This window comes from Aeromicrobium sp. UC242_57 (assembly GCF_044452305.1).
Classification (GTDB): domain Bacteria; phylum Actinomycetota; class Actinomycetes; order Propionibacteriales; family Nocardioidaceae; genus Aeromicrobium.
The window spans coordinates 885377-911211 of the sequence record NZ_JBIOAM010000003.1; the positions used below are offsets into that span (position 1 = coordinate 885377).

Genomic DNA, 25835 nt, shown 5'->3' on the forward strand with positions numbered 1-25835 from the left:
GCTCTGTCACGCGCTGCGAGAAACTGTCATGAATGACCCAACTGGGCTATTGACATAGGGGCCACCATGTCAGGCTGAATTTGATGACAATGTGGTTAAGCAGCGCGTCTACGCTGTCCGCACAGGTTGCCGCAGTGATAGTCATTAAAGGCGCGCGTCAGCGCGCACCGGACAAATACAGGAGGAATCCATGCGACTCTCTCGGCGTACTCGCCTCGCGAGTGTGGCGTTGATCGCGGCAAGCAGCCTGGTACTGGCTGCTTGTGGTGGTGGAAGCGATGACAAGAGCGAGGGTGGCGGTGGTGGATCGACCGATGCAGTCATCTCGGTCTACGGCACCAACCCCCAGAACCCGCTGATCCCGACCGCGACCAATGAGGTCGGCGGCGGCGATCCCATCGACAACCTGTTCTCCGGACTCGTCGCGTACAACACCGATGGTTCGGTGACCAACGAAGTTGCCGAGTCGATCGAGCCCAACGAGGACAGCACCGTCTGGACCGTCAAGCTCAAGAGTGGCAAGAAGTTCACCGACGGCACCGACGTCACGGCTGACTCCTTCGTCAAGGCGTGGAACTACGGCGCCAACCCGGCCAACAAGCAGCTCAACAACTACTTCTTCTACCCGATCAAGGGCACCGACGAGGTCGGCAACACCGAAGAGGGAGCCGACACCGTCTCGGGCCTCAAGGTCGTCGACCCGACGTCGTTCACGATCACGCTGAAGGAGTCGGAGTCCGACTTCCCGCTGCGTCTGGGCTACTCGGCCTACTTCCCGGTCCCGGAGGCCGCCTACGGCCCCGACGGCAAGATCACCAAGGCCTACGGCGACGCGCCGATCGGCAACGGTCCCTACAAGCTGACCAAGACCGGCTGGGAGAAGAACAAGCAGATCTCGCTCGAGCCCAACCCGGACTACGACGGAATCCACAAGCCGAAGAACGGCGGACTGGTCTTCAAGTTCTACAACTCGACCGATGCCGCGTACACCGACGTGCAGTCCGGCAACCTCGACGTCCTCGACCAGGTTCCCCCGAGCGCGCTGACGACGTTCGAGACCGACTCCTCGGTCAAGGCGTTCAACGAGCCCGGCTCGAACTTCTCGTCGTTCACGATCCCCGAGCGTCTCGACCACTTCGGCAACGACGAAGAGGGCAAGCTGCGTCGTGCGGCCATCTCGATGGCCACGAACCGTGCCGAGATCACCGAGAAGATCTTCAACAACACGCGTACGCCGGCCAGCGACTTCACGTCGCCGGTCCTCGATGGCTGGACCAAGGACGTGCCCGGCAACGAGGTGCTCGAGTTCAACGCCGACGAGGCCAAGGCCAAGTGGGCCGAAGCTGACAAGATCAGCAAGTGGAGCGGCAAGTTCGAGCTCGCCTACAACAACGACGGAGCAGGCAACAAGGAGTTCTCCGAGGCGATGGCCAACCAGATCAAGAACACGCTGGGCATCGACGCCGCACCCAAGGCGTACCCCACGTTCGACGAGCTGCGCACGGTTGTCACCGACCGCACGATCAAGACGCCGTTCCGTACCGGTTGGCAGGCCGACTACCCGTCGATGCTCAACTACCTCGGACCGATCTACGCCACGGGCGCTGGATCGAACGACGGCGACTACAGCAACAAGGAGTTCGACAAGCTGATCAGCCAGGCCTCGTCCGCACAGGGCGACGACCGCTACAAGCTGATCACCGAGGCCCAGTCGCTCCTGCTCACGGACCTTCCGGCCCTCCCGCTGTGGTACCAGAACGCCACAGCAGTGACCACGACAGACCTCAAGGACTTCGTGTTCAACTGGAAGCAGAAGCCCGACTACTACGCACTGACGAAGTAGCTCGACCGGCATCATCGGCCACGGAGGCAGTCCTCATCCGGACTGCCTCCGTGCGCCGCGTCCGTTATCGGTGCACTATGACTTATGGGCAGGGCAGTGGCCTTCGACCCAGGCAGTGCGCCGGTTCCACACTTCTGACACATAGGAGGCCTCGTGTGGTGGTATGTCGCCAAGCGGCTGCTCCAAACCATCCCGGTGTTCCTCGGGGCCACACTGATCATCTACGCGCTGGTGTTCCTGCGCCCAGGTGATCCCATCAACGGCCTGATCGGCAACAAGCCCGTCTCGCCAGAGGTCCGCGAAGCAATCCGCGACCAGTACCACCTCAACGACTTCTTCCTCGTCCAGTGGTTCTACTTCCTCAAGGACGTCATCACCTTCAATCCCGACTTCGTCGGGCTCGACGGTCAGCCGGTGTTCGAGAAGATCAAGAACGCACTGCCCGTCACCGCGACCCTCGCCCTCATGGCGCTCGCGATGGACGCCGTCATCGGCATCGTCGTCGGCACGATCGCCGGTCTGCGCCGCAACGGCTGGTTCGACTCGGTCACGCTGGTCCTCTCGCTGATCCTGCTGTCCGTCCCGATCTTCGTGGTCGGCTTCGTGCTGCGGCTGCTGTTCGGCGTCAAGTGGGGCATCTTCCCGCCCACGGTCGGCGCCGACTGGAACATCGAGAAGCTGATCCTGCCGGCCTTCGTGCTGGCGATCGCCAACATCGCGACCACGACCCGGTTGACCCGCACGTCGGTGGCCAACAACCTGACCGCCGACCACGTGCGCACCGCGCGAGCCAAGGGCCTCTCCGAAGGCTCGGTGATCCGCAATCACGTGCTGCGCAACTCGCTGGTCCCGGTCGTGACCTATATCGGCATCAACCTCGGATCGCTGATGGCCGGTGCCATCATCACCGAGGGCATCTTCAACGTCCAAGGCATCGGCAACCTCGCCTTCCAGGCGGTCAGCCGAGGCGACGCCCCCGTGACCGTCGCGGTGGTCGCGGTGATGGTGATGATCTACGTGTTCATGAGCCTGATCGTCGACCTGCTGTATGCCGTTCTCGACCCGAGGATCCGCTATGTCTGAGACCTATCCGGGCCAAGAGCGTTTCGTGGCCCCGCTCGACGAGACCCCGCTGCGGGCCATCGACGCCGTCGACGTCGACGCCGTCCCCGAGAGCCAGTGGCGCGAAGCCTGGAAGCGGCTGCGCAGCTCGGTGCTGTTCTGGTTGGCCGTGCTGATCCTCGCGGTCATCGCGGTCATGATCGCCTTCCCGACCCTGTTCACCGATGCCAACCCCGAAGCCGGCTCGCTGTCCAACAGCTACGCGCCGGCGAGCAAGGGTCATCCGTTCGGCTTCACCGAGCAGGGCTATGACGTCTGGGCGCGCACGATCTATGGCGCACGGGCCTCGGTGGCCGTCGGCGTGCTCGCCACGATCTTCACGGTGCTGATCGGCATGCTGACTGGCGCGATCGCCGGATTCTACGGTGGCTGGATCGACACGATCGTCTCGCGACTCAGCGACATCTTCTTCTCCATCCCGCTGCTGCTGGCCTGCATCGTGGTCATCTCGGTGATCAACAACGTGTTCCCCGATCGTGGGTTCTGGGGCTCGGTGCTGGTCGTGGTGCTGGCGTTGGCTCTGTTCGCGTGGCCCCAGGTCACTCGCCAGATGCGTGGTGCGGTGCTCGAGGTCAAGAACCTCGAGTTCGTCGATGCCGCCACGGCCATCGGCGCGTCCAAGCTGACCAACCTGCGTCGCCACATCGTCCCCAACGCCTTGTCCCCGGTCATCGTGACCGCCACGATCATGCTCGGCGTGTTCATCGTCTCGGAGTCGGCGCTGTCGTTCCTGGGACTCGGCCTGCCGCAAGGCATCGTGTCGTGGGGCAATGACCTGTCAGCCGCACAGAACCTCGTCCGCTCCGGACAGCACCTGACGGTGATGTGGGTTCCGGCCACGGCTCTGGCCGTGACGGTGCTCGGTTTCGTCCTGCTGGGTGAGGCCGTTCGCGAGGGCGCTCGACCCGAAGGCGAGGAAGAAGTGAGTACCGATCGCATGAGCGCACAGCCGCTGCTAGAGATCAAGAACCTGAAGGTCGGCTTCCGTGCCGGCAAAGAGCTCCCTGACCGCCGTCGACGGCGCGAGCCTGACGATCTATCCCGGTCAGACGATCGCGATCGTCGGTGAGTCCGGTTCGGGCAAGTCGACGCTGGCGCACGCGGTGATCGGGCTGCTGCCCGGCAACGGTCAGGTCAGTGGCGGCGAGATCCTGTTCGAGGGCAACGACATCTCGCACGCCAAGAAGGATGCGATCCTCGCGCTGCGTGGATCGTCCATCGGCCTGGTCCCGCAAGATCCGATGTCCAACCTCAACCCGTTGTGGAAGGTCGGCCACCAGATCAAGGAAGCCCTGGTCGCCAACGGTGTCGCGACCGGAGCTGCGGCCGACAAGCGAGTCGTCGAGCTTCTGGAGGAGGCCGGTCTGCCCGATGCGGAGAACCGGGCACGCCAGTACCCGCACGAGTTCTCCGGCGGCATGCGACAGCGTGCCCTCATCGCGATGGGCCTTGCGGCGCGACCCAAGCTGTTGATCGCCGACGAGCCGACCTCGGCGCTCGACGTGACCGTGCAGAAGCAGATCCTCGATCATCTCGACACCCTGACCGACACGCTCGGCGTGGCGGTCATGCTGATCACCCACGACCTGGGGCTCGCGGCCGAACGGGCCGACCACCTCGTCGTGATGTACCGCGGCAAGATCGTCGAGTCCGGTCCGGCGCTCGAGATCCTGCAAGACCCGCAGCACCCGTACACCCAGCGTCTGGTGTCGAAGGCCCCGTCGATCGCCTCGCAGCGGTTGTCGTCGGTCAGGGCGCGCGCCGAGGTGCGTGCACAAGCCGTCCAGACCGCAGCGGAGATCGCGGCAGAGGTTGCCGAGAGCACCGTGGCGCTCGGTGAGGGGCGCGACGACATCCTCGTCGTGGAGAACCTCACCAAGGTCTTCAAGCTCCGTGGCGCCAAGCCGTGGGAGAAGATCGACTTCACGGCGGTCGACGACGTGTCGTTCCGGCTGCGCCGGGGCACGACGACGGCGATCGTGGGTGAGTCCGGTTCGGGCAAGTCGACCGTGGCACGCATGGTCCTCGACCTGTTGCCGCCGACGTCCGGAAGCGTCGAGTTCGACGGGAAGAACCTGCGTGACCTGAAGTCCAACACCGAGCGGTTGAGGTTGCGTCGACAGATGCAGCCGGTGTTCCAGAACCCGTACGCCTCGCTCGACCCGCTGTACTCGATCTACCAGTCGATCGAGGAGCCGTTGCGCACGCATGACATCGGCACCAAGAAGGACCGCGAGGCCAAGGTCCGTGACCTGCTCGAGAAGGTCTCGCTGCCGACGACCGTGATGTCGCGCTACCCGGGTGAGCTCTCGGGTGGTCAGCGTCAGCGGGTGGCCATCGCACGTGCACTGGCCCTCGATCCTGAGGTCGTGATCTGCGACGAGGCCGTCTCGGCCCTCGACGTCCTGGTCCAGGCGCAGATCCTCGAGCTGCTCAACGACCTGCAGGCCGAGCTGGGGCTCAGCTATCTGTTTCATCACGCACGACCTCGCGGTGGTGCGTCAGATCGCCGATGACGTCCTGGTGATGCAGAACGGCAAGGTCGTCGAGGCTGCGCCGGTCTCGCAGGTGTTCGACAACCCGTCCGAGGGCTACACCCGACGTCTGCTCGACGCGATCCCCGGAGGGTCGATCTCCCTCGGCGCCTAGAACCGCGAGTGGTGCGGATTGGTCTTTCTGAGACGGTGAGTCTGTCCAAGGCGCACCACTCGGGGATCGGTTCGCACCTTTCGCGGTTGAGGCCAGATTGACTCGATCGAACATATGTTCGATCATGGGTCAATGAGCTCTGCTGCTGCGCCGACCCTGACTGAGCTGCGTGAACGCGTGCAGCAGATGCAGGGCCGCCCGGCCGCCCAGCCGGTGGCGACCCACCCGGTCTTCGCCGGTCTCCTGCAGCTGCAGGCCGGCGCGCTGACTCGGTCAGCTCCATGAGCCTGGCACTGGCGCTGATGGCAGGGCCCTCGGCTGACGGCGCCTGGTGCGCTGTGGTCGGTACGGCCGAGCTGGGGCTCGAGGCGGCTGCTGCGGCCGGCGTCGAGCTGCGCCGTACGATCCTGGTGCCCGATCCCGGAGAAGCGTGGCTCGAGGTCACGGCTGCGCTGATCGACGTGCTGGGCGTCGTCCTGCTGCGCGCCCCGGCTCATGTCGCGGCCAAGGACGTCAGCCGGATCAGCGCCAGGCTGCGGCAACGCGGCGGCATCCTGATCGCGCACGGCGACTGGCCGCGCAGCGAGGCTCAGGTGGCTCTGCGCGACGTCGAATGGGTCGGCGTCGGCCGCGGTCACGGGCATCTGCAAGCTCGGCAGGCGACGGTCGAGGTCCAGCGCGGCACGGCCCCGCCCCGTCGGGCGAGGTTGTGGCTGCCCGATGCGACCCAGGTCATCCGCCGGGTCGACACGGCTCCCGTCCTCCTGCGGAGCGTCTCATGAGGGCGGCCTCGGGGCGCACCATGGTGCTGTGGGCACCCGACTGGCCGATCGTGGCGGTCGAGGCGCCGGCGACTGCACCGGTCGCGGTGCTCGACAAGGGGCAGGTGCTGGCGTGCTCGCAGGTCGCGCGGGCCGAAGGCGTCCGCCGAGGCATGCGGCGTCGTGACGCCCAGTCGAGGTCGCCGGGGCTCATCCTGCGTGACTACAACCCCGATGCCGATGCGCGGGCCTTCGAGACGGTGCTGGCAGCGATCGAAGCTCAGCCCCGGGGTGGCGCCGCTGCGACCCGGGCTGTGCGCTCTGGGGGTTCCGGCCAGGTTCTACGGGGGGCGAGGCCGAGGCGGCGGCCGTCATCGCCGAACGGCTCGTCGAGCTCGGGGTGTGGGACGTCAGGGCGGGGGTGGCCGACGGCCTGTTCGCCGCGGCAGCAGGCTGCCCGTCGGGCCTTGCCCCAGGACAGCCTCGTCGTGCAGGCGGGGGAGTCAGGACAGTTCCTGCGAGATCTGCCGATCGACACGCTGGGTGATGCCGAGCTCGTCGGACTGCCGCGGCGGGATGGGCCTGCTGACCTCTGGGGGACTTCGCCAGCTTGCCACCGGGCGACATCCACACCCGGTTCGGCACGCACGGTGCGCTGCTGCACCGGCTGGCGCGTGGTCAAGATCCGCGACCCATCAGCCGCCGCCAGGTGCCAGTCGAGTTCGATGCCACCTTGCTGCTCGAACCGCCCCTCGAGCTGGTCGAGCCGATCGCGTTCAGCCTGCGTACGACGGCTGAGGCCTTCGTGACCGATCTGGCCGGGCACGGTCTGGTGTGCACGACGGTGCTGATCGAGGTCGACGCCGACGGATCCCTGGCGTCGTCGAGGCGGTGGATGCATCCGCGTTGGTTCGGGCCCACCGACCTGGTCGACAGGTTGCGCTGGCAGCTGTCGGTCAAGGATGCGATCAAGGCGCCGGTCGACGCGGTTCGGCTGATCCCCGAGGTCACCGAGCCGTTGGGAGATCATGCCGACAGCTTGTTCGGCGGGGGCCCCGACGAGCGGGTCGAACGCGGGGTCGCCCGGGTGCAGAGCATCGTCGGACATGAGTCGGTCGTCTCGGTGGCGGTGCAGGGCGGTCGAGGACCAGCGCAGCGGCGGCTGCTCACGCCGTGGGGCGAACGTCCGGCGATCGCGCGGACCGTGGGTCTGCCGTGGCCGGGCAGCCTGCCTCCACCAGCGCCCGCGACGGTCTATGCCGAGCCGCAGCAGGCGATGGTCGTGGCCGCCGACGGGCAGCCCATCGGGGTCACCGGCCGCGGGGTGGTGTCGGGGGAGCCAGCCAGGTTCCGGGTCACGGCCGGCCACGAGTGGCAGCCGGTGGCGTCGTGGGCGGGTCCGTGGCCGGTCGACGAGCAGTGGTGGGACCAGACTGCTGCCCGTCGGATCGCCCGCTTCCAGATCGTCGGCGTCGACGGCAGCGCCTATCTGGTGCTGCTCGAAGGCGGTCACTGGTGGACCGAAGCGAAGTATGACTAGCCGCGAGTGGTGCGTTCCGGGTCGCGAGCGGTGCGACCTGGACAGACACGCCGTCCCAGAACGTCCAAACTGCACCACTCGCGGATGTGGTGGGGAGGTGGGGGGCTGATGGGGTGGAACAATCCGGACATCTCGTGGCGTGAGCTCGAGCGGCGGATCTCGGGGCGGCCACCAGCCTTGGCCGGACAGAGCCCGACGGCGGCGATGCTCCGGGCTGGTCGCGCAAACGTCCCAAGACGGGCCCGCGGCAGATCGCACCGCCAGAGGGGCCGGTCGTGCCCTATGCCGAGCTGCACTGCCACAGCCACTTCAGCTTCCTCGACGGGGCGAGCGGTCCCGATGCGCTGGTCGAGGAGGCCATCGCGCTCGGCTTGCACGGCATCGCGATCACCGATCACGACGGCTTCTACGGTGCGCCGCGATTCGCCGAGGAAGCAGCCAAGTATGCTTCCGGGCTCCAGACGATCTACGGTGCCGAGCTGTCCCTGGGCCTGCGAACGCCGCAGAACGGTGTCGCCGATCCCGAAGGGAATCATCTGCTGGTGCTGGCCCGCGGCGTCGAGGGCTATCACCGACTGGCTGCGGCGATCACCGAGGGACAGCTGCGAGGCGACCAGAAGGGGCGCCCGGTCTACGATCTCGACGAGCTGGCTGCCCTGGGACGCGACCACTGGGTCGTGCTGACCGGTTGCCGCAAAGGGCACGTACGCGAGGCGCTGGTCAATCGAGGCCACGACGCCGCATCTTCGGCGCTGACCCGGTTGATCCAGCTGTTCGGGCACGACGGGGTGCGGGTCAGCTGACCGATCACGGTTTTCCTACCGACAGCTCCGTCAACGATGCCTTGGCGCAGCTGGCTCGCGACCACGGCCTGGCGACCGTCGCAACCAGCAACGTCCACTTCGCCCGTCCCGACGCCGGACGCCTCGCTGCGTCGATGGCAGCCGTCCGGGCCCGGCGCAGCCTCGCCGACATGGACGGCTGGCTGCCGGCGACGGGTGCGGCGTACCTGCGGTCAGGCGTCGAGATGCAGCAGCTGTTCCGCCGCTACCCCGGAGCCGTCGAACGTACTGTGCCGTTGGCCGACGAGCTGGCCTTCGACCTGCGGGCGGCCACCCCGCAGCTGCCGAGACGGGGCATCCCCGAGGGGCACACCGCGACGAGCTGGCTGCGTGAGCTGGCCGATCGCGGCATCCGTGAGCGGTACGCCGACAACGAGGCCGTCGCCCGTGAACGCATCGAGCGTGAGCTCGCGGTCATCGAGGAGAAGGACTTCCCGGGCTACTTCCTGATCGTGCACGACATCGTGGCGTTCGCGCGCCGCCAAGGCATCTTGTGCCAGGGGCGAGGATCGTCGGCCAACTCGGCGCTCTGCTACGCCCTCAAGATCACCGCGATCGACTCGATCTTCTACGACCTGCCGTTCGAGCGGTTCCTGGCCACGACCCGTGAGGAGGAGCCAGACATCGACGTCGACTTCGACTCCGACCGTCGCGAGGAGGTCATCCAGTGGGTCTACAAGACCTATGGCCGTCGCAATGCCGCACAGGTGGCCAACGTCATCAGGCTATCGGCCTCGGTCGGCGATCCGTGACGCTGCCAAGGCGCTCGGACATTCGGTCGGCCAGCAGGATGCGTGGTCCAAGCAGATCGACGCCTGGGGCGCGATCGGTAGCGAGGACGCGCAGGGCGTGCCGGAACAGGTCGTGGGGCTGGCGAGGCAGATGATGACCGCGCCCCGGCATCTGGGCATCCACTCGGCGGGATGATCCTGACCGAGCGCCCTATCGGCGAGGTGTGCCCCATCGAGCGCGGCCGCATGGACGACCGCACGGTCCTGCAGTGGGACAAGGACGCCTGCGAGTTCATGGGCCTGGTCAAGTTCGACCTGTTGGGACTCGGCATGCTCGGCGCCCTCGACCACGCCATGAAGATCGTCGCCGAGCACCTCGACGAGCACTGGGACCTCGACTCGATCCCCAAGGAGGAGGCCGGGGTCTACGACATGCTGTGCCGGGCCGACTCGATCGGGGTCTTCCAGGTCGAGAGCAGGGCCCAGATCGGCACCCTGCCGCGGCTGCAGCCTCGCAGGGCGTACGACCTGACGATCGAGATCGCCCTGATCCGTCCCGGGCCCATCCAGGGCGGCGCCGTCCACCCGTACATCCGCCGCGCCATGGGCAAGGAGCCGGTCACCTACCCACATCCGATCCTCGAGCCCGTGCTCAAGCGCACCAAGGGTGTGCCGCTGTTCCAGGAGCAGCTGATGCAGATGGCGATCGCGATCGGCGACTGCACCGGTGACGAGGCTGATCTGCTGCGCCGGGCGATGGGGTCCAAGCGCGGTGTCGAACGGATCGAGTCGTTGGAGGACAAGCCTTCGCCGGCATGGCGCGGCACGGGCTGTCCCCAGAGAAGCCGACGCGATCTACCTGAAGATCAAGTCGTTCGCCAACTTCGGCTTCGCCGAGAGCCACGCGCTGAGCTTCTCGTTGCTGGTGTACGCGGCTCGTGGCTCAGCTTGCACTATCCGGGAGTCTTCCTTGCGGCGCTGCTGCGCAACCAGCCGATGGGCTTCTACTCTCCGCAGTCGTTGACCGCCGATGCGCGGCGCCACGGGTCAAGGTGCTGCGCCCCGACATCATGCGTTCGCGGGCGGTGGCCGACCTCGAGCCGATCGACGACGGAGGTGGGGAGCGACGGGGCGCGAGCTGCCTCGAACGGGTGCAGCCACCGGTACCCGACTTCATCCCCGGCACTCCCGATCCGACACCCGAGCACCGGCGCGACGGTGCCTTCGCGGTGCGCCTGGGCTTCGACGAGGTGCAGGGCATCGGCAAGGACGTCGCACAGCGGATCGTGGCCGAACGTGAGCGACGGCCCTATGCCGACATGGCCGATGTCTCGCGCCGGGCCGGGCTGACGGTCGCCCAGATGGAGTCGCTGGCCACCGCCGGGGCGTTCGACTCCTTCGGTCTGTCCAGGCGGCAGGCGCTGTGGAATGCGGGCTACGCCGAGAGCGCCGACCAGCTCGAGGGTACCGCCGTGCAGGCGCCGCCACCCATGCTGCCGGGCATGAGCGACGTCGAGCTGACGTTGGCTGACCTGTGGGCGACCCGCATCTCGCCCGACACCCACCCGATCGAGCACCTGAGACCGCTGCTGAGACAAGAAGGCATCCTGTCGGTCGCCGACACCGCTGCCGCCGAGGCCAGACGGCGGGTCAAGGTCGCCGGACTCATCACGCACCGGCAGAGGCCGGCCACCGCCGCCGGGGTCACCTTCCTCAACATCGAGGACGAGACCGGCATGCTCAACGTCGTGTGCTCCGAGCCGCTCTGGAAGCGTTACCGGGTCGTGGGCCGCAACGCCGCAGGCATGGTCATCCGCGGAATCCTCGAACGCAGTCCTGAAGGTGTCGTCAACCTCGTGGCCGACAGCTGATGCGGATCGAGGAGGTCTACCCTCAGGCGGCCAGCGCGATCCCCGCCAAGCATCGCGGCCGCGACTTCCAGTGATGCCGGGGTCAGGGCTCGACCAGGCCGGCCCGGATCGCATAGCGCGTCAGATCTGTCCGGTCCCGCATGCCGAGCTTGGCCAAGATGTTCGAGCGGTGGTGCTCGACGGTCTTGAGGCTGATCGTCAGGGCCTCGGCGATCTCACGAGACGTCGAGCCCTCTGCGACGGCTGAGCACCTCGTCCTCGCGTGGCGTCAGGACGTTCGCCGAGACCTTCTCACCCCGACGGCTGCGCTCGAGGTAGTCACGCACCAGGGCGCTCATGACTCCTGGGTACAGGAACGACTCGCCGCGCACCGCCGCATGGCAGGCGCCGACGAGATCCTGGTCGGCCACCGACTTGAGCACGTACCCGGATGCCCCGCACCGCAGCGACTCGAAGAAGTACTGCTCGTTGTCGTGCATCGAGAGCATCAGGATGTGTGGGGGATTGCGGCGCCGGGAGATCTCGCGGGCTGCTTGCAGCCCGGTCATCCGTGGCATCGAGACGTCGAGGATCGCCAGGTCGACCTCGTGAGTGCGCATCAGCTCGACGGCTTCAGCGCCGTCGCCTGCTTCGGCGACGACCGTCAGGCCGGCTCGTCGTCGAGGATCAGCCGCACACCACGTCGTACGAGAGCATGGTCGTCGGCCAGCAGGATGCGGATGTCAGCGTGTCGGTGTCACGGCGTGATCACCGCGATCGGCACCACCAGGCGGACCTCGGTGCCACCGCCCACCCGGGTGCGCGTGACGAGGGTGCCGCCGACCATCTCGGGCGCGCTCGCGCATGCCTTGTATGCCGGTTCCCTCGCGATTCCCGCCGAGGCCGCGACCGTCGTCGGCGACCATCAGCACGCACAGCATCGCCCTGCGTCGACAACGACACGGTGACGGTCGTGGCATGTGCGTGACGGGCGACATTGGTCAGCGCCTCCTGGGCCACGCGGTAGAGCACGAGCCCTTTGTCGGACGTCAGCGCAGGCAGCCCCGGCGCGAACCCCGCGACGGACGTGGATCCCGCTGTGGGTCGTGAAGTCGGGTGCAGCCCGCGGCCATGGCACTCAGCAGGCCGAGATCGTCCAGCACCCCCGGACGCAGGCGGCGGGCGACGTCGCGTACTTCGTCGAGGCTCGACCGGGCGAATCTCGGCGACGGTCCGCAGTCGTCGGCGATGTCATCAGGAGCCTGGTCGGCAGCGCGCTTGAGCCCGAGCAGCACGGCGGTCAGGCCCTGGCCGACCTCGTCGTGCAGCTCTGTGTGCGATGCGATGGCGTTCGGTCTCCTGGGCGGCCAGGGCCTTGGCGTCACTGCTGCTGCGCTCGGCCTCGAGCCGGTCGAGCATCGCGTTGAAGCTTGCTGATCAGACGGGCGACCGTTCCGTGGCCCTCGGCGGTCAGGAGCGGCCGAGGCGACTGCAGGTCGACGCTCGCGGTCAGCGTCGTGAGTCGTTCCAGCGGTGCCAACGTCGACCTGATCAACAGGGCGTTGGCGGTCAGGATGATGAGGAGCCCTGTCGTCAGGACGATCGCCTCCGACACCACGACGCGGGTCGACACGGTGGCCGGTGATGCCACGAGAACGATCGTGCCGATCACGAACACGAGCCCGTTGATGAGGCAGATCCGCCAGTACAGCGGTAACCGGGTCAGCGCCGTCATGTCGCCAGCCTCACGCATTCCCTACGCGGTTGTCCACGCAGGGGAGACCTGCCAGACAAAGATGGGTGGTGGCACCGATAGTTTCTGCGCAGACGTCCGGCAAGAGTGGGAGCAGTCCCACGAAAGGCTCCGTCGATGATCGATTCACTGCCACACAGCCCAGCCGCGTGGGGTCTGACGTTGCTGGTGCTGCTGATCGCACTGCTGGGCACGTCGATGCGCGTCGTGCCGGAACATCAACGGGTCGTGGTCACGCGACTCGGCCGGGGTCGTGCGGGTCGTCGGCCCCGGCCCTGTGTGGAGGCTCCTCGGGCTTGAACGCTGGAACGTCGTGTCGATGCGGCCGGAGCACCAGCTGCTGGGAGTGGCCGCCACGACCCAGGACGGGGTCTCTGTTCACGTCCGCGCCACGGTCCAGTGCCATGTGACTGATCCGGCCAGATCGGTCGTGGTCGCCCCGAGCCCCGTGGCAGCGACGTTCGCCGAGCTGGAGACCCACCTGGCTCGCGAGATCGGGTACACCCGCCTGACTGACCTGCTGGGGCGCGCGCCACCGCTTCGAGTCGGCCCTTCCGTCGCTCGTGTCAGGGGCGACCTCGGCCTGGGGTGTCGAGGTCATCTCGGTCGACATCGGCGAGATCGAGGTCCTGTTGACCGTCGACCTGCTGAACAGCTTGCGGGGTGAGACGGCGATGCGCTGAGGGAGGACGTGCCTCCAAATCCTCCGACTTAGAGTTGACATGACTTTAAGTGCGCCTTAGAGTCGTCTTGACCCTAAGTCAGGAGGTGTGGCCATGACGATCTCGACGTCAGTCGACCAGCGCGTGTCGCTGGCTGTCTCGACCGTGATCTTCGCCTTGCGGCCGCACCCCGTCTCTGGTCTGCCGACGCTGTGGCTGCCGCTGGTGCGCCGCATCCGCGAACCGTACGAAGGCCAGTGGGCGCTGCCCGGTGGCCCGCTCGAAGCCGACGAAGACTTGGCCGCCAGCGCCCAGCACACGCTCGAGCGCACGACCGGGCTCACCCCGAACTACCTCGAGCAGCTGTACGCCTTCGGCAACGTCGACCGCTCTCCCGACGACCGGGTCGTGTCGATCGTCTACTGGGCGCTCGTGCGAGCCGACGAGGTCGCCCGCGCTGTCGACGGCGAGAACGTCGAGTGGTTCGTCGCCGACGAGCTGCCGCCGCTGGCCTTCGACCACACCGAGATCGTGACCTACGCGCTGGCCCGCCTGCGCGCCAAGATCACCTACACCCCGATCGCACATGCGTTCCTGCCGCCCGAGTTCACCCTGGCCGACCTGCGCGAAGTTCACGAGGCCGTGCTCCGCACGACCCTCGACCCCGGCCAACTTCCGTCGTCAGGCGCTCGCCTCCAAGACCCTGATCCCGACCGGCACGTGCCTGCAGGGCACCAGCCACCGTCCACCTGCGCTGTACCGATTCGAGGCCAGCGCCCCCTCAGCCGCCCCCGAGGAGCAGCGATGAGTTCCGTCAACACCCAGATCGTCGAGAAGCCGGCCACCAGTGCGATGTCGAGCTGGCCGAGGGGCCGTGGGAGTTCGACACCTTCCCCGGATACGGTCCTGGTGCCTCCGAGGACGACGTCATCCCCGAGCCGGTCGTCCGTCCCGGACAGCTGCCGGCCGCCTACCAGCGGATGAGCGACGACGAGCTGCACGCTCGCATCAAGGCCGCCAAGGAGACCCTCGGCGACAAGCTCGTGATCCTGGGGCACTTCTACCAGCGCGACGAGGTCATCCAGTACGCCGACTTCGTCGGAGACTCCTTCCAGCTCGCGAATGCCGCCCTGACCAAGCCCGATGCCGAGACGATCGTGTTCTGCGGCGTGCACTTCATGGCCGAGACCGCAGACATCCTGGCGCGTCCCGAGCAGAAGGTCATCCTGCCCAATCTCGCGGCCGGCTGCTCGATGGCCGACATGGCCGACGAAGAATCCGTCGACGCGTGCTGGGAAGACCTGCTCGCCCTGTACGGCACCGAGCCTGATGCCGACGGTCGTCAGCCGGTCATCCCGGTGACCTACATGAACTCCTCGGCGGCGCTCAAGGCGTTCTGCGGACGCAACGGTGGCATCGTCTGCACGTCGTCCAACGCCTCGACCGTGCTGGAGTGGGCGTTCGAACGCGGCCAGCGAGTGCTGTTCTTCCCCGACCAGCACCTCGGACGCAACACCGCCAAGGCGATGGGCGTCCCGCTGGAGCAGATGCCGATGTGGAACCCGCGCAAGCCGCTCGGCGGCAACACCGCCGACGAGCTGGCCGACGCCAAGGTCATCCTGTGGCACGGCTTCTGCTCGGTCCACAAGCGGTTCAGCGTCGCGCAGATCGACAAGGCGCGCGCTGAGCACCCCGGCGTCAAGATCATCGTGCACCCCGAGAGCCCCATGCCGGTCGTCGATGCTGCCGACGCCGCCGGCTCGACCGATGCGATCCGCAAGTTCGTGATCGCGTCCGAGCCGGGCGACACCATCGCGATCGGCACCGAGATCAACATGGTCAACCGGTTGGCGGCCGAGTTCCCTGACCGGACGATCTTCTGCCTCGACCCGGTCGTGTGCCCCTGCTCGACGATGTACCGCATCCACCCGGGCTACCTGGCCTGGACGCTCGACGGTCTGGTCGCCGGCGAGATCACCAACCAGATCATCGTTCCCGACGAGATCGCCACCGATGCGAAGGTCGCGCTCGAGCGCATGCTCGCGGCGCTCCCGAAGTAAGGCTCACGCACATGGAGGGCAGCGAGATGAAGCGAATCATCGTGATCGGCAGCGGCGTCGCCGGCATGACGGCGGCGCTCGACGCGGTGGGCACGTTCGACGTGACGCTCGTGACGAAGGCCGACCTGGCGCAGAGCAACACCCGCTACGCGCAGGGGGGAGTTGCCGTCGTCCTCGACGAGATGGCTGATCCGGGTGCCCCCCAGCTCGGTGACACGATCGAGTCCCACATCAGCGACACCCTCGTGGCCGGTGCCGGTCTCAGCGACCCGACACGGTCGGGATCCTGTGTGCCGAGGGGCCCGAGGCGATGGATGACCTGATCGCCCGCGGCGTGCAGTTCGACCGGCACGACGGAGAGCTGTCGCACGGCCTCGAGGCGGCGCACGCCTACGCGCGCATCCTGCACGCGGGCGGTGACGCGACCGGTGCGGGCATCGCCTACGCGCTGATCGACCGTCTGCGCGAGAGCGCTGTGACGATCCGTGAACGGACGACGGTGGTCGATCTGCTGCTCGACGACGGCCAGTGCGTCGGGTCCGGCTGCTCGACGGCTCAGAGCTTCGAGCTGACGTGGTCATCGTGGCGACGGGCGGAGCAGGCCAGCTGTTCCCGTACACGACCAATCCGACGGTCGCGACAGCCGATGGGCTGGCGATGGCCCTGCGCGCCGGTGCGGTGGCCGCCGACCTGGAGTTCTACCAGTTCCACCCGACGTCGCTCGATGCTCCCGGCAACTTCCTGGTGTCCGAGGCCGTGAGAGGGGAGGGGGCGGTGCTGATCGATGCCGACGGCAAGCGGTTCATGCTCGACGTCCACCCCGACGCCGAGCTGGCGCCGCGTGACGTCGTGGCCCGTGGCATCGCCCAGCAAATGGCTCGGCAGCCAGGGGTGCCGGTGCGGCTCGATGCGACGGCGCTCGGCGGGGACTTCCTGGCCAAGCGATTCCCCAACATCGATGCGGCCTGTCGGGCGCAAGGATATGACTGGGGGACCGTGCCCGATCCCGGTTGCCCCGGCTGCGCACTACTACATGGGCGGGATCCGCACCGACGAGTGGGGACGTACGTCCGTGCCGGGGCTCTACGCGGTCGGCGAGGTGGCCTGCAACGGGCTGCACGGTGCCAACCGGCTGGCGTCCAACTCGCTGCTCGAAGGCGCGGTCTACGGCGCCCGCGTCGTCGAGGGGCTGGTGGATCCGCAACCCGTCACGGCCTTCGACGACGACTGGCTCGCGCCGATCGACCTCGACCTGTCGGACGATCCCGAGGCTGAGGACGTCAACCGCAGCGATCTGCAGCAGCTCATGTGGGATGCCGCCGGGCTGGCCCGTGACGGCGCTGATCTCGAACGGGCCGTGGCCGCGCTCAGGCAGTGGAAGGCGCCCGAGGTCACCGATGCCAAGGCCGCTGAGGATGCCAACCTGCTCGTGGTGGCCCGCGCCGTCGTCGCGAGCGCCCTGGCCCGCGAGGAGTCCCGAGGCGCCCACTTCCGCACCGACTACCCAGAAACGAGCCCCACCATGGCGAAGCACTCATCCATAGGAGCCCCCCAATGACGCTGAGGAGGGGGTTCTGGCCCCTCGAGGAGGGGGTTGCCGCCCCAAGGTCGGGCAGAGTGTGCCTCCTCGCGGGGCCACAATGGCCTCGTCAGAGGGCGACAAGGGCCTCGTCAGGGAGTGGGGGGCAGGATGCTTGAGCGGCGGCAGATTCAGCGGGTCGTCGACATGGCTTTGGATGAGGATGCTCCTTTTGGTGATCTGACTTCGCAGACCCTGGTGCCCGAGACGGCCGTTGCCTGGGCTGAGCTGGGTTGCCCGGGAGCCCGGCGTGTTCGCCGGTGCGGAGGTCTTCGTGATCGCCATGACGACGCTCGATCCCGCCGTCACGGTCACCCTGTTGGCCGAGGACGGCGACTCGTTCGACAAGGGCGACGCGCTGGCAACGGTCACGGGCCCCGCTCGCGCGGTGCTGCAGGCCGAACGCGTCGGGCTCAACCTCGTGCAGCGCATGAGCGGGATCGCGACGCTGACCAAGACCTACGTCGATGCCGTGGCTGGCACGGGCGCGCGGGTCGTCGACACCCGCAAGACGACGCCCGGGCTCCGGGCCCTCGAACGGCACGCGGTGCGCTGCGGCGGCGGGCACAACCACCGGTACTCGCTGTCTGACGCCGTGATGGCCAAGGACAACCACCTCGCCGTCATCGACGACATCACCGCGGCCCTGGTCAGCGCTGCCGATCTGCTGCCCCACACGACGCACATCGAGGTCGAGGTCGACCGGATCGCGCAGATCGACGCCGTGCTGGCATCAGGTGTCGTGCACACGATCATGCTCGACAACTTCAGCCCCGACGAGCTGCGTGCGGGCATCGCCAGGTCGACGGACGGGCGCTCGTCGAGGCCAGCGGCGGCATCACCCTCGACACGATCGCCGAGGTCGCAGCCACCGGCGTCGACGTCATCTCGGTCGGTGCGTTGACCCACAGCGTCCGGGCTCTTGACCTCGGTCTCGACATCACGGTCACCTGAGGCGCGCGCTCGCATGATCTACCTCGACGAAGCCGCCACGACTCCGGTCAAGCGTGAGGTCATGGAGGCGATGTGGCCCTATCTCGGGTCTCAGTTCGGCAATCCGTCGAGCCATCACGAGGTCGGCGAGGCCGCGGCCGTGCCCTGGAGCAGGCGCGATCCGATGTCGCGCAGGCGCTGGGAGCCCGGTCCTCGGAGATCACGTTCACGTCGGGCGGCACCGAGTCCGACAACGCCGCGATCAAGGGCATCGCACTCGCGCGCCCCGTGGCCGGCACGTCATTGTGTCGGCGGTCGAGCACCCCGCAGTGCTGGAGTCGGCCGAGTTCTTGGACGTCTGGGCTTCGAGATCACCGTCTTGCCGGTCGATGACGATGCCATGGTGCCGCCTGAGACGCTGGCCGCGGCGCTGCGTGACGACACGACGCTGGTCAGCATCCAGTACGCCAACAACGAGGTCGGCACGATCCAGCAGATCGAGACGCTGGCTCGTCTGGCCGCTGACCGCGGCGTCCCGTTCCACACCGACGCAGTGCAGGCTGCCGGGTGGCTCGACCTTGACGTCAAGCGGCTGGGGGTGCAAGCCATGTAACATCTCGGGGCACAAGATCGGCGCCCCCAAGGGGATCGGCATCCTGTACGTCGACCGTCGCGTGCCGTGCGAGCCGCTGATCCACGGAGGTGGCCAGGAGGGCGGCCGGCGTTCCGGTACCGAGAACGTCGCTGCGGCTGTGGGGATGTCGGTGGCCTTGAGGCTGGCCGGTGGTCAGAATGATGACGCGACCGGGCGTCGCGACAGGTTCATCGCCCACGTGCTCGACGGCGTGCCGCACGCCCGGCTGACCGGTGACGCCGCTCACCGGCTGCCCGGCAGCGCGTCATTCGTCTTCCGGGGACCAGCGGGGAGTCGATCCTGCTCGACCTCGAGGCTCGCGGCATCATCTGCTCGAGCGGGTCGGCGTGCGCCGCCGGCAGTGACGAGCCGTCCCACGTCCTGACCGCGATGGGAGTCGCTGCCGAGGTCGCTCAGACCGCGGTGCGGTTCACGTTCGGACGGACGACGACCGACGAAGACCTCGAGACGGCGGCTGCCGAGCTCGTGCGCGCGGTCGGCTAGGGGGCTCAGCCCAGCAAGTTGGAGACGTCGAGCCAGGGCGTGATGGGCGGATCGTACGGAATCTCCTCGCCAGCGGACTGCTGCACCAGCAGACGCAGCGTGCCGACCAGGTGATCGTGCACCGCACGGGCCGCTGCGTGCGGGTCCTCGGCCTCGATCGCGTCGAAGATGCGTTCGTGCACCTCGAAGATGTCGTCGAGGGTGCGGGTGGCCGTGGTGGAGAGCCCGCGAGCGTGCATCTGTGAGCGGGTCTTCGCGACGGCCTCGACGATGCGCTCGTTGCCCGCACCGCGCAGGACCGCCTCGTGAAAGGTGAGGTCGTGCCGCTGGAAGAGCGGCTCGTCCTGCTGCTCGCGGGCCTTGCGCATGCTCGCGAAGGCCTTGCGCATGATCTTGCGATCGGCTTCGGACATGTGGGTGGCGGCGCGGAAGGCGGACGGCACCTCGAGCAGGAGCCGAAGACTCGTAGATGTCTTCGATGTCCTTGGTCGAGAGCTCGAGGATGCGCACCCCACGGCTTCGTTCGAAGCGCACGACGCCGTCGGCCGCGAACTGCAGGAGCGCTTCGCGCACGGGGGTGCGTGAGACGCCGAGCTGGTTGGAGATCTCGACGACGGAGTGCAGCGTTCCGGGCGCGAGTCGCCGGAGAGGATCGCGCTGCGCAGCCTCGTAGACGCGTTCGGTCAGCGAGGACTCGTCGACGACTGCTTTCAAGGGCCTACCTTTCAGATTTCGGGTCAGACCGAAGAATAGGGCTGTCCACTACATGTTGCATGCATATGGGGATTATTGGTACAGCATGTCGTCACAAGAACGACAGGTCAGCACCCTGGCTGGCTGGCATGACGGTCTCCGCATAGAGCCGGCGCCATCCACGTTCAGGGAGGGCGGGCGTCTCCAGCCGCGACAGCCGGTCGGCGATCTCATCCTCGCTGATCAGGAGGTCAAGTCGTCGGCCTTCGACGTCGAGGGTGATCATGTCGCCGTTCTGGACGATTGCCGACGGCCCGCCGGCCGCCGCCTCGGGATCGCAGTGCAGCACCACGGTGCCGTACGACGTCCCGCTCATCCGTGCGTCGGAGACCCGGACCATGTCGCGGACGCCTTGACGGGCCAGCTTGGCGGGAATCGGCAGCGCGCCGGCCTCGGGCATGCCGGCGGCGATCGGTCCGGCGAACCGCAGGACCAGGACGTGATCGGGGGTGACGTCGAGGTCGGGATCGTCGAGGATCGCGGCGATGTTCTCGCCGGCGTCGACGACGAAGGCTGGACCGGTGTGCTGCATCAGGCGCGGATCGGCTGCGGACGTCTTGATGACGGCGCCGTTGGGGGCGAGCGTGCCGCGGACGACCGCGAGCGCTCCCGGACTGCCGAGCGGATCGGACAGCGGCTTGATCGCGTGCTGCCAGTCCTCGAGCGGATCCATCTGGTCGAGCTGGTCGGCGAGGGTCTTGCCGGTCACGCCGACCGTCTTGGTGTCGAGGTGCGGGCTAAGCCTCGAGCACGGACGGGAGCCCGCCCGAACGGTGCAGATCTTCCATGTAGAGCTTGCCCGACGGCTTGAGGTCGACCAGCAGAGGCACGTCCTTGGCCACGGTGTCGAAGTCGTCGAGCTGACGTCGACGCCGGCGCGGCGGGCGATCGCGACCATGTGGATCAGGGCGTTGGTCGAGCCGCCGAGCGCGGCGAGCACCTTGATCGCGTTGTCGAAGGCCTCGCGGGTCATGATCTCGCGCGGCAGCTTGCCGTTGCGGGCGAAGCTCGACGGCGCGGCGACCGGTCGCTGCGCCGTGGCGCAGTCGTTCACCGGTCGACGCCGGGGGAGTGGCCCCTCCGGGCAACATCATGCCGAGTGCCTCGGTCATGCACGCCATCGTCGATGCGGTGCCCATGACGGCGCACGTGCCGGCGGTCGTGACGAGCTCGCTGCGGGCCTCGGTGATCTGGTCGGTCGACAGGTCGCCGCCCCGGTGGTTGCCCCAGAGGCGACGGCAGTCGGTGCACGCGCCGAGACGCTCGCCGCGCCAGCTGCCGGTCATCATGGGGCCGACGACCTCGAGGATCACCGGCTTCTCCGACGATGCGGCGGCCATGGCTGCGCGGGCACTGTCTGTCGCAGCCGCCGAGCAGGATCGCCGCGTCCATGGGGAGGCCGCGCACCATCTCCTCGGTGTCCATCGCCATCAGGTTGCGGTAGAGCATCGTGGTGGGCGACGTCAGGATCTCGCCGAGGGAGATCGTGGGGAAGTCCATCGGAAGTCCGCCGGCTTCGGCACGCCGCGGCGCACGGCTTCGAGCAGCGCGGGCATGTCGCGGTGGCACGTGTTGTAGTGCGACGAGGTCACCGCGATGCCGATGATCGGCCGGTCGAGGTCGACGTCGTCGTAGCCGCTCGACGCGAGGAAGGCGCGGCGCAGGAACCGGCTGAAGCCGTCGTCGCCGTAGTTGGTGCGGCTGCGGTCGATCGCCGAGGTGAATTCTTCGTCAGACATCGTGGATGTGCCTTTGCTCAGTGGGGAAGGTCAGGAGAGACGGGAGGTCAGCCGATCAGCGGCATCGCGAGGGGACGCATCGGCGCCCCGGTCGCACCGCGGATCTTCAGGCAGGCGCCGACGAACGCAAACTCGTGAGAGCTTGTCGGCGGCCAGCTGCTGGCAGTCGACGACTCCCATGATCGGGACGCCGGCCTCGCCGAGGAGATAGGTGTGGACGACCTGCCAGTTCTCGTCGTCCTGCGCCGGCATCTGCTCGAGCGCGGAGTTGTCGGCGCCGATGACCGATGCGCCGGCCCGGGCGAGGAACTGTGCGCCGTCGAGATTGAGGCCGGGGCTGTTGTCGATGTACTTGGCCGGGTCGGGCCACTGCGACATGCGTCCGGTGTTGACGAGGGCGATGTCGCCGGGGCGGAACTTGACACCTTGGCGGTCGAGCGCGGCCTGCAGATCGGCGCCGCCGATGCCGTAGTTGTCGGGCAGCATGTCGACGCCGTGCAGGGCGGCGACGTCGAACAGGACGCCCCGGCCGATGATCGGCGGGATCTTGTCGGCGCCGCACTTGGTCCAGTGCCGCGAGCTGAGGTGCTGGCGCTCGTTGAAGCCGTTCCAGATCTCGCCGTTGTAGCCGAAGTGGTTGAGCGTGTCGATGTGCGTTCCGGTGTGCGTGTACATCGACACGGCGTCGCCGGAGTAGCCGACGAGCCGGTTCTGCTCGCCGGCGCCGGTCAGGTCGTCGAGGACGGTGCCGCGCGGTGTGTGCGTCATCCACTGCTGGAAGGCGGGGTCGCCGGCCTTGACCCAGGAGGGCATCCCCATGAACATGTCGACCGAGAGATCGATCGCGGCACCGCCGTCGGCGCGGTGCAGCACGTCACGGGCTGCCGCGGGCGAGAGCAGGTTGAGCATCCCGATCTCGTCGTCGGGGCCGAACGGGCTCTGCGTGACCTGCCGGAACTGTGCCGCGTGCGCGGCGATCTTGTTTCGGGTCTCTTCAGTGATGAACTCGGGTCCACACACGGTGGTGCTCCTCCAGGGTCGTGGGGTCAGGTCAGCGTTCGTCGTCGTGCGGGCGCACCAGCTCGCCGTACTGATCGGGTTGGCGGGAGTCGAACACGCCCCAGCGTACTCGCCGGGTGTGAACACCAGCCGCTTGCGCCGTGCCGAGGCCAGGTCGACCGTCGCGGAGAACGTGCCGGTCGCGTCGAGCGCATCGAGGACGACGCTGCCGTCAGGGCCGATGATCTGGCTGCGGCCGAGGTACTGGGTACCGGCTTCTTCGTCGGCGCGGTCGGCGACGGCGAGGTACACGAGGTTCTCCAGCGCGCGGACACGGGTGACGTGATCGGCGAGGAAGGTCGCGTGCATGGGCCAGGCCGTGGGCATCGCGATGATGTCGGCGCCCTGCAGGGCGAGCTCGCGGGCGGACTCGGGGAACCGCAGGTCGAAGCAGATCATCATGCCGACGTTGCCGAAGGGCGTCGCGACGACGCGCGGTGCGCGGTCGCGGCCGGGGACGACGAAGCGGTCGGCGCCGAGGAAGGGCAGGTGCTGCTTGCGGTACTTGCCGAGCAGCCCGTCGGGCCCGAAGATCGCGGCGGAGTTGTAGACGTCGTCGCCGTCGCGCTCCAAGAAGCCCATGACGGTGTGCACGCCGTGGGCCGCACTGGCTTCGGCGACGGCTGCGAGGGACGGTGACCCGAGGGTGAGGGCCGAGCGGGAGACCTCGTCGGCCGAGTCGAACAGGTAGCCGTTGAGATAGGTCTCGGGGAAGATCAGCAGGTCGTCGCCGCGCTCTCCCGCACGGGCAATCTCTTCGAGTGCCTGCCACGTGTTGGCGCCGACATCAGCCAGGGTCGCCGACTGCTGCGCCACTGCGATCTGCGCTGGCATCTGGGCCTGTGTGGACACTTTTTCCGCCTTTCGGTGACTCGCCTGACCTCTCGATCCTGACATGCTGCATGCAGCATGTCAATCACGTAAATTCTGCCCAGATCGTGTTGACATGCTGCATGCAGCATGACATTGTCAACCGAGTTCGAAGGGATCTGAACATGACAGAAATCACGATGGTGACCGGTGCCGGCGGAGGCATCGGAGCCGAGACGGGCCGCCTGCTCGCAGCTCGCGGCCATGCCGTCGCACTGCTCGACAACCAGTCGTCGGTGCACGATGTCGCAGCCGACATCAAGGCCGCTGGCGGTCAGGCGATCTCGGTCGTCCTCGACGTCGTCGACGAGACCGCGGTCGAGGCCGCAGTGCAGCAGACGACGCACGAGCTCGGCTCGGTCACCGGCCTGGTCAACTGCGCAGCGACCATGACGACCGGCCCGATCACCGAGACGGCCCTGGACGACTGGAACCGGGTCATGGCGGTCAACGCCACCGGCACGTTCCTGACGTGCAAGCACGTCATCCGCTCCTTCGTCGCGACGGGCACGGCAGGGTCGATCGTGAACTTGTCGTCGATCTCCGGCTGGGTGGGACTGCCCAACCAGCCCGCCTACTGCGCCTCCAAGGGCGCCGTCGTGCAGCTGACCCGGCAGATCGCTGCCGAGTTCGCGCAGCAGGGCATCCGCTGCAACGTCGTGAGCCCCGGCTCGGTCAGACCGATCAGCTGCGTGGCTACCTGGCCGCGCAGAGCGATCCCGTCGCTGCTGAGAAGGCGCTGGTCGACGGGCACCCGGTCAGACGGATCGCCGCTGCCTCCGAGATCTCGACGACGATCGCCTTCCTCCTGAGCTCGGAGGCGAAGCTTCGTGACGGGCGCCGACCTGCCCGTCGACGGTGGCTTCACCGCCGTCTGATCTCTCCCTTCTCGCCAACGCCAGCAAGGTCAGCCAAGTCAGCAACGCCAGAAAGGCATCTCTCGTGACCACCGAACTTCGCGCGCCCTCGGCCACCGGCCACGCCGGGTCCCGGCCGCTGCGCGCGCTACCTCCCCCGAGGGCCGTTCGTCCCGGTGTGGGGCATGGCTGTGGTGCTGTTCGCCATCAGCCCGTTGCTCGCTCCCGGAAGCCTCTCCTCGTCCTCGCTCGACTCGATGCTGCCGTTCGCGGCGGTGCTCGTGATCGCCTCGTTGGGCCAGACCCTCGTCATCACGCAGGGCGGCATCGACTTGTCGGTGCCCGGCGCGATGGCCCTGGCAGCCGTGTTCGTGACCAAGATCCCCGAGCAGACCGGGATGCCGTTGTGGCTTGCCGTCCTGCTGGGACTCGGCGCCGGACTGCTCGGCGGGCTCGTCATCGGCCTGGTCGTCGTCAGGTTCGGGATCGCCGCGTTCGTGGCCTCGCTGGCGATGAACTCGATCCTGATCGGCGTCGTGCTGCACGTGTCGGACGGATTCCCCGGCTCGGCCGATGCCTCGTTCTCCGACTTCGCGGTCGGCTCGTTCCTGGGCGTGCAGAACCTCGTCATCATCGCCGTGCTGTGCGTCCTGCTGCTCGGACTGGCCCGGAGCCGCACCGTCGTCGGCCGCCGGTTCATGGCCGTGGGCGCCAGCGCACCGGCCGCCCATCTGCTGGGCATCCGGTCGAAGGCCCACCAGGTCGGCGCCTACGCCGTTGCGGGCCTGTTCTACGCCTTGGCCGGGCTGCTGCTCGCCGGCTACCTGCGCACCCCCGACATCCTGCTGGGCAACCCGTACCAGCTGTCGACGATCGCCGCGGTCGTCCTCGGCGGCAGCCTCCTGACCGGCGGTGTCAGCAGCGCCGCCGCGACTGCTGTCGCAGCGCTGTTCCTGACCCAGCTCAACCAGGTCGTGCTCGCCGCCGGCGCAGCGACCTCGATGCAGCTGCTCGTGCAGGCCATCGTCCTGGCCCTCGCCGTCGTGCTGACCCGGATGCCGATCAAGCGCCTCCTGCGACGCCGCACCTCATGA

At 67.8% G+C, this 25835-nt stretch carries 32 protein-coding genes and 7 pseudogenes; 28 read left to right on the forward strand and 11 right to left on the reverse strand.

Annotation, left to right across the window (positions count from 1 at the left end; translation table 11 throughout):
* Positions 1-190: 190 nt before the first annotated feature.
* From ACHMWU_RS15540 to ACHMWU_RS15600, 13 genes and pseudogenes are all read left to right on the forward strand, one after another.
* The gene (locus ACHMWU_RS15540; RefSeq protein WP_396044980.1) at positions 191-1843 is read left to right on the forward strand and encodes an ABC transporter substrate-binding protein; all 1653 of its coding nucleotides are present in this window, start codon (positions 191-193) and stop codon (positions 1841-1843) included.
* Positions 1844-1996: 153 nt separating this feature from the next.
* The gene (locus ACHMWU_RS15545) at positions 1997-2926 is read left to right on the forward strand and encodes an ABC transporter permease (RefSeq protein WP_396044982.1); all 930 of its coding nucleotides are present in this window, start codon (positions 1997-1999) and stop codon (positions 2924-2926) included.
* Entirely contained in the window at positions 2919-4034 is a 1116-nt protein-coding gene (locus tag ACHMWU_RS15550) for an ABC transporter permease (RefSeq protein ID WP_396044984.1), read from the forward strand. Before ACHMWU_RS15545 ends, ACHMWU_RS15550 begins: the two co-directional genes overlap by 8 nt.
* On the forward strand, positions 3952-5481 hold the full coding sequence (locus tag ACHMWU_RS15555; protein ID WP_396044986.1) for a dipeptide ABC transporter ATP-binding protein: 1530 nt from the start codon (positions 3952-3954) through the stop codon (positions 5479-5481). Before ACHMWU_RS15550 ends, ACHMWU_RS15555 begins: the two co-directional genes overlap by 83 nt.
* The gene (locus ACHMWU_RS15560; protein ID WP_396044988.1) at positions 5459-5614 is read left to right on the forward strand and encodes a hypothetical protein; all 156 of its coding nucleotides are present in this window, start codon (positions 5459-5461) and stop codon (positions 5612-5614) included. Before ACHMWU_RS15555 ends, ACHMWU_RS15560 begins: the two co-directional genes overlap by 23 nt.
* A 132-nt stretch (positions 5615-5746) precedes the next feature.
* Positions 5747-5899 carry a hypothetical protein gene (locus tag ACHMWU_RS15565; protein WP_396044990.1) on the forward strand — a complete coding sequence of 51 codons (153 nt, stop codon included), beginning with the start codon at positions 5747-5749 and terminating at the stop codon, positions 5897-5899.
* The gene (locus ACHMWU_RS15570) at positions 5896-6396 is read left to right on the forward strand and encodes a hypothetical protein (protein WP_396044992.1); all 501 of its coding nucleotides are present in this window, start codon (positions 5896-5898) and stop codon (positions 6394-6396) included. Before ACHMWU_RS15565 ends, ACHMWU_RS15570 begins: the two co-directional genes overlap by 4 nt.
* Positions 6393-7184 carry a hypothetical protein gene (locus ACHMWU_RS15575; RefSeq protein ID WP_396044994.1) on the forward strand — a complete coding sequence of 264 codons (792 nt, stop codon included), beginning with the start codon at positions 6393-6395 and terminating at the stop codon, positions 7182-7184. Before ACHMWU_RS15570 ends, ACHMWU_RS15575 begins: the two co-directional genes overlap by 4 nt.
* Positions 7109-7915 carry a hypothetical protein gene (locus ACHMWU_RS15580; protein WP_396044996.1) on the forward strand — a complete coding sequence of 269 codons (807 nt, stop codon included), beginning with the start codon at positions 7109-7111 and terminating at the stop codon, positions 7913-7915. The genes ACHMWU_RS15575 and ACHMWU_RS15580 overlap by 76 nt, the downstream gene beginning before the upstream one ends.
* Positions 7916-8190: 275 nt before the next feature.
* Positions 8191-8718, forward strand: a complete 528-nt coding sequence (locus ACHMWU_RS15585) for a PHP domain-containing protein (RefSeq protein WP_396044998.1) — start codon at positions 8191-8193, stop codon at positions 8716-8718.
* A 41-nt stretch (positions 8719-8759) separates the two neighbouring features.
* The gene (locus tag ACHMWU_RS15590; protein WP_396045000.1) at positions 8760-9509 is read left to right on the forward strand and encodes a hypothetical protein; all 750 of its coding nucleotides are present in this window, start codon (positions 8760-8762) and stop codon (positions 9507-9509) included.
* Positions 9510-9680: 171 nt separating this feature from the next.
* A pseudogene (locus ACHMWU_RS15595) lies at positions 9681-10217 on the forward strand (error-prone DNA polymerase); the annotation flags it as partial.
* Between the two features lie 341 nt (positions 10218-10558).
* The gene (locus ACHMWU_RS15600) at positions 10559-11359 is read left to right on the forward strand and encodes a hypothetical protein (protein ID WP_396045002.1); all 801 of its coding nucleotides are present in this window, start codon (positions 10559-10561) and stop codon (positions 11357-11359) included.
* An 82-nt stretch (positions 11360-11441) separates the two neighbouring features.
* Here the strand turns inward: ACHMWU_RS15600 and ACHMWU_RS15605 are convergent, their stop codons facing one another.
* Together ACHMWU_RS15605 and ACHMWU_RS15610 are read right to left on the reverse strand one after the other, a co-directional pair.
* A complete protein-coding gene (locus ACHMWU_RS15605) occupies positions 11442-11573 on the reverse strand; it encodes a response regulator transcription factor (protein WP_396046805.1) in 132 nt (43 codons plus the stop codon).
* A 1-nt stretch (position 11574) separates the two neighbouring features.
* Positions 11575-11958, reverse strand: coding sequence for a response regulator transcription factor (locus tag ACHMWU_RS15610; RefSeq protein ID WP_396045004.1), 384 nt, complete (start codon positions 11956-11958; stop codon positions 11575-11577).
* Here ACHMWU_RS15610 and ACHMWU_RS15615 point away from each other — a divergent pair.
* Positions 11947-12306 (forward strand): hypothetical protein, encoded by a 360-nt coding sequence (locus tag ACHMWU_RS15615; protein WP_396045006.1) that lies wholly within the window; start codon positions 11947-11949, stop codon positions 12304-12306. The two genes, ACHMWU_RS15610 and ACHMWU_RS15615, sit on opposite strands and share 12 nt — an antisense overlap.
* Positions 12307-12387: 81 nt before the next feature.
* On the opposite strand, the gene ACHMWU_RS15620 is transcribed toward ACHMWU_RS15615, so the two are convergent.
* Positions 12388-12723, reverse strand: coding sequence for a histidine kinase (locus tag ACHMWU_RS15620; RefSeq protein WP_396045008.1), 336 nt, complete (start codon positions 12721-12723; stop codon positions 12388-12390).
* Entirely contained in the window at positions 12720-13073 is a 354-nt protein-coding gene (locus tag ACHMWU_RS15625; RefSeq protein WP_396045010.1) for a hypothetical protein, read from the reverse strand. The genes ACHMWU_RS15620 and ACHMWU_RS15625 overlap by 4 nt, the downstream gene beginning before the upstream one ends.
* 135 nt (positions 13074-13208) lie before the next feature.
* Here ACHMWU_RS15625 and ACHMWU_RS15630 point away from each other — a divergent pair, with 135 nt between their 5' ends.
* From ACHMWU_RS15630 to ACHMWU_RS15685, 12 genes and pseudogenes are all read left to right on the forward strand, one after another.
* Complete coding sequence (locus tag ACHMWU_RS15630; RefSeq protein ID WP_396045012.1) at positions 13209-13391, forward strand: hypothetical protein; 183 nt, start codon at positions 13209-13211, stop codon at positions 13389-13391.
* 19 nt (positions 13392-13410) lie between these two features.
* A complete protein-coding gene (locus ACHMWU_RS15635) occupies positions 13411-13758 on the forward strand; it encodes a hypothetical protein (protein WP_396045014.1) in 348 nt (115 codons plus the stop codon).
* A gap of 109 nt (positions 13759-13867) precedes the next feature.
* Positions 13868-14221 (forward strand): annotated as a pseudogene (locus ACHMWU_RS15640) (NUDIX domain-containing protein); the annotation flags it as partial.
* 118 nt (positions 14222-14339) lie between these two features.
* Positions 14340-14561 carry an NrtR DNA-binding winged helix domain-containing protein gene (locus tag ACHMWU_RS15645; RefSeq protein WP_396046807.1) on the forward strand — a complete coding sequence of 74 codons (222 nt, stop codon included), beginning with the start codon at positions 14340-14342 and terminating at the stop codon, positions 14559-14561.
* Positions 14562-14613: 52 nt separating this feature from the next.
* Positions 14614-15813: a quinolinate synthase NadA gene (gene nadA / locus ACHMWU_RS15650; RefSeq protein ID WP_396046809.1), complete on the forward strand. Its 1200-nt coding sequence runs from the start codon at positions 14614-14616 to the stop codon at positions 15811-15813.
* 65 nt (positions 15814-15878) lie between these two features.
* Positions 15879-16294, forward strand: a pseudogene (locus tag ACHMWU_RS15655) (FAD-binding protein); the annotation flags it as partial.
* Between the two features lie 101 nt (positions 16295-16395).
* A pseudogene (locus ACHMWU_RS15660) lies at positions 16396-16903 on the forward strand (FAD-binding protein); the annotation flags it as partial.
* A 216-nt stretch (positions 16904-17119) separates the two neighbouring features.
* Complete coding sequence (locus ACHMWU_RS15665; RefSeq protein WP_396046811.1) at positions 17120-17371, forward strand: hypothetical protein; 252 nt, start codon at positions 17120-17122, stop codon at positions 17369-17371.
* A 304-nt stretch (positions 17372-17675) separates the two neighbouring features.
* A pseudogene (gene nadC / locus ACHMWU_RS15670) lies at positions 17676-18346 on the forward strand (carboxylating nicotinate-nucleotide diphosphorylase).
* A 72-nt stretch (positions 18347-18418) separates the two neighbouring features.
* A complete protein-coding gene (locus ACHMWU_RS15675) occupies positions 18419-18718 on the forward strand; it encodes an aminotransferase class V-fold PLP-dependent enzyme (RefSeq protein WP_396045016.1) in 300 nt (99 codons plus the stop codon).
* 7 nt (positions 18719-18725) lie between these two features.
* Positions 18726-18938, forward strand: a complete 213-nt coding sequence (locus ACHMWU_RS15680) for an aminotransferase class V-fold PLP-dependent enzyme (protein ID WP_396046813.1) — start codon at positions 18726-18728, stop codon at positions 18936-18938.
* A complete protein-coding gene (locus tag ACHMWU_RS15685; protein WP_396045018.1) occupies positions 18904-19344 on the forward strand; it encodes an aminotransferase class V-fold PLP-dependent enzyme in 441 nt (146 codons plus the stop codon). The genes ACHMWU_RS15680 and ACHMWU_RS15685 overlap by 35 nt, the downstream gene beginning before the upstream one ends.
* A gap of 124 nt (positions 19345-19468) precedes the next feature.
* Here the strand turns inward: ACHMWU_RS15685 and ACHMWU_RS15690 are convergent, their stop codons facing one another.
* From ACHMWU_RS15690 to ACHMWU_RS15720, 7 genes and pseudogenes are all read right to left on the reverse strand, one after another.
* The gene (locus ACHMWU_RS15690; protein WP_396045020.1) at positions 19469-19978 is read right to left on the reverse strand and encodes a GntR family transcriptional regulator; all 510 of its coding nucleotides are present in this window, start codon (positions 19976-19978) and stop codon (positions 19469-19471) included.
* A gap of 46 nt (positions 19979-20024) precedes the next feature.
* Positions 20025-20177, reverse strand: a pseudogene (locus ACHMWU_RS15695) (hypothetical protein); the annotation flags it as partial.
* Between the two features lie 91 nt (positions 20178-20268).
* Positions 20269-20925: a dihydroxy-acid dehydratase gene (locus ACHMWU_RS15700; RefSeq protein ID WP_396045022.1), complete on the reverse strand. Its 657-nt coding sequence runs from the start codon at positions 20923-20925 to the stop codon at positions 20269-20271.
* Between the two features lie 28 nt (positions 20926-20953).
* On the reverse strand, positions 20954-21556 hold the full coding sequence (locus ACHMWU_RS15705; protein WP_396045024.1) for a dihydroxy-acid dehydratase: 603 nt from the start codon (positions 21554-21556) through the stop codon (positions 20954-20956).
* A gap of 67 nt (positions 21557-21623) precedes the next feature.
* Positions 21624-21716 (reverse strand): annotated as a pseudogene (locus ACHMWU_RS15710) (hypothetical protein); the annotation flags it as partial.
* The gene (locus ACHMWU_RS15715) at positions 21680-21955 is read right to left on the reverse strand and encodes a hypothetical protein (protein ID WP_396045026.1); all 276 of its coding nucleotides are present in this window, start codon (positions 21953-21955) and stop codon (positions 21680-21682) included. The gene ACHMWU_RS15715 and the pseudogene ACHMWU_RS15710, both read right to left, overlap by 37 nt.
* Before the next feature lie 30 nt (positions 21956-21985).
* Complete coding sequence (locus ACHMWU_RS15720) at positions 21986-23866, reverse strand: nitrilase-related carbon-nitrogen hydrolase (protein WP_396045028.1); 1881 nt, start codon at positions 23864-23866, stop codon at positions 21986-21988.
* 143 nt (positions 23867-24009) lie between these two features.
* Between ACHMWU_RS15720 and ACHMWU_RS15725 the strand changes: the two genes are divergently transcribed.
* Both ACHMWU_RS15725 and ACHMWU_RS15730 read left to right on the forward strand, forming a co-directional pair.
* Complete coding sequence (locus ACHMWU_RS15725) at positions 24010-24696, forward strand: SDR family NAD(P)-dependent oxidoreductase (protein WP_396045030.1); 687 nt, start codon at positions 24010-24012, stop codon at positions 24694-24696.
* A 230-nt stretch (positions 24697-24926) separates the two neighbouring features.
* Entirely contained in the window at positions 24927-25835 is a 909-nt protein-coding gene (locus ACHMWU_RS15730; RefSeq protein ID WP_396045032.1) for an ABC transporter permease, read from the forward strand.